At 76.1% G+C, this 2636-nt stretch carries 2 protein-coding genes; both read right to left on the reverse strand.

What is annotated here, in order from left to right; translation table 11 throughout:
* Positions 1 to 111: 111 nt before the first annotated feature.
* Positions 112 to 987, reverse strand: coding sequence for a GNAT family N-acetyltransferase (locus tag ACFV61_RS18295; protein ID WP_380492657.1), 876 nt, complete (start codon positions 985 to 987; stop codon positions 112 to 114).
* A 39-nt stretch (positions 988 to 1026) separates the two neighbouring features.
* The coding region (locus ACFV61_RS18300; protein ID WP_380492659.1) for a thioredoxin domain-containing protein at positions 1027 to 2636 on the reverse strand (1610 nt) is incomplete at its 5' end.

The following is a 2636-nucleotide window of genomic DNA, read 5'->3' on the forward strand; positions in this document are numbered from 1 at the left end:
GCCGCGCGCGCGCGCCCGAGTCCCGCCCCGCGCCCCCCGCGGCCCCCCCCGGCGGCCGCCCCCCCCCCCCCCACCCCCCCCCCGCGGCGCCGCCCCCCCCCGTCCGGTCGACTACGCGTAACGTCCGTCCTGCGTCGTGAAGTCCAGGGTCAGGCAGTCCTCGACCGGCCGGTAGCCGATCTGCTGGTAGATGGAGTTGCTGGTCGGGTTGGCGAGGTCGGTGTAGAGCAGGACCTCGGCCGCCCCCTGGGCGAGGGCGTGTGCGGAGGCGGCGGCGGTGACGGCGCTGGCGTAGCCGCGTCCGCGCTGGTCGGTCGGGGTGTAGACGGGGCCGATGCGGGACATGCCGGCGATCACCGGGCTGCTGCCGGCCAGGGCGACGGGGCGGCGGCCGTCCTCCCACAGGTGGAGGCCGCCGGTGGCGATCCGGTCGTCGACGGCCTGGGGGATGTTGGGCAGGTCGACCCCGGCTTCGACGAGGAACTCCTCGTACCAGCGGATCGCCAGTTCGCGGTCGGCCGGCGTGGCGGCTCGGTGGTGACCGGCGGGCGGGCGGGGCGGGTCGGTCAACTCGCCGAGCCGGTAGAGCCGTTCGTTGAAGCGGACGGACTGGTCGGCGCCGGTGGCGGCGGTCCAGGCCGCGGCGAAGGCCCGGACCGCGTCCGCACCTCCGCCGACGCCGGACACCTCGGTGAACTCGCTCCCGGCGGCGGCCAGTTCGACCGCCAGCTCGGCTGCCGCCGCCGGTGTGCAGGAGAGCCGGGGGCTGAACGGCGGCGTCTGGAGGAAGGCTCCTTCGACCGGGCCGCCGTCCACCGGGCGCCACCAGCCGAAGACCGGTGGCCGCTGCCCGAACACGTCCAGGCCGCGTTCGGCCAGCCGGTGGACGACCGTGAGCAGGACGGTGCTCTCGGCCGGGCGGGCAGCGAGGAATTCTTCCGCGTGGCGCCGGAAGTCGTCGAACGAGCTGCTCAAGGTCCAGGTCATGGCCCATTCTGGCCCGGCCGCGCCCCTCCCACCAGCGGATTATTCGACGACGACGCCCAGCCGCTCGCCGAGGACTGCCGGGTCGGTGGTCGGCGCTTCGCAGGCGAAGTGCCGGCAGACGTAGGCGGCGGGCGCTCCGCCGACCAGCGGCCGGTCCGCCAGCAGCGGCACCTCCGCACCGCCGTCCTCCGCCGAACCGTCCGCCGGACCATCCGCCGGGCGCGCCGGCGAACCATCCGCCGGACCCGCCGGCGAGCCCACCGCGACGACCGCCCCGGGCGCGGTGCCGAGCAGCGCGGCCCGGCGCAGTGCGGCGGTGGCCGGGTCGTCGGCCGGGCCGACGACGGCGACTTCGCGCGGCCCGTCGAGCAGCGCCTCGGCGACGGCGAGGCCCCAGCCGATGAACCGGGGGGCCCGGGACGCGAGCGAGCCGACGATGCCGAGGGCCCGTTCGGCGGCCGTCCGGTGCCGGTCGGAGCCGGTGTAGGCGGCGTAGGTGAGCAGGGCGCCGGCGGCGGCGGTCCAGCCGGACGGGGTGGCGTTGTCGGTGGGGTCCTGGGGGCGCCGGATGAGTTCCTCGGCGTCGTCGGCGGTGTCGTAGAGCGCGCCGGAGGCCTCGTCGGTGAAGTGCTTGAGCACGGTGTCGAGGAGTCCGCCGGCCAGTTGCAGCCAGGCGGCGTCGCCGGTGACGGCGTACAGGGCCAGGAAGCCCTCGGCGGTGTCGGCGTAGTCCTCCAGGACGCCCGCGTTGGTGCCGGCCCGGCCGTCGCGGGAGGTGCGCAGCAGCCGGCCGTCGGGGGTGAGGTGGACGGCGAGCAGCAGGTCGGCGGCGCGTTCGGCGGCCTCGACGAGGTCGGGGCGCTCCAGGAGGGCGCCGGTCTCGGCGAGGGCGGCGATGGCGAGGCCGTTCCAGGCGGCGACGACCTTGTCGTCGCGGGCGGGGGCGGGCCGCCGGATGCGGGCCTCGAACAGCCGGGCGCGGATGGTCTCGTACTCGGCGAAGTCCTCGGGATCGGCGATGAGTTGGAGGACGGAAGTGCCGTGTTCGAAGGTGCCGCCGGCGGTGACGGTGAACAGCCGGGCGGCGGTGGCCGCGTCGGCGGGGCCGAGCAGGTCGACCAACTGGCCTGGCTCCCACACGTAGTAGGCGCCTTCGGTGGACTTCCCGGTCTCCTCGTCGAGGCTGTCGGCGTCCAGCGCGGATGCGAACGCGCCTTCGGGGGTGCGCAGTTCGCGCAGCAGGAAGTCGGCGGTGGTCAGCGCGGTCCGGCGGGCCAGCGGGGAGCCGGTGGACCGCCACAGGTGCAGGTAGGCGCGCAGCAGCAGGGCGTTGTCGTACAGCATCTTCTCGAAGTGCGGCACGACCCAGCCGGCGTCGACCGCGTACCGGGCGAAGCCGCCGCCGAGTTGGTCGTGGATGCCGCCTCGGGCCATCGCCTCGCCGGTGCGGACGGCCATCTCCAGGGCCGCCTCGGAGCCGGTGCGGGCGTGGTGGCGCAGCAGGAACTCGACGACCATGGCCGGCGGGAACTTGGGCGCGCCCCCGAAGCCGCCGTGCCGGTCGTGGAACAACCCGCTGAGGGTTAACACCGCCGGGTGCGGGGGGGCGCCGGCGGGCGGGGGGTGGGCCCCGGCCGGGTAGACCGGGG

Origin of the sequence: Kitasatospora sp. NPDC059817, assembly GCF_042731835.1 — a bacterium.
GTDB lineage: Bacteria > Actinomycetota > Actinomycetes > Streptomycetales > Streptomycetaceae > Kitasatospora.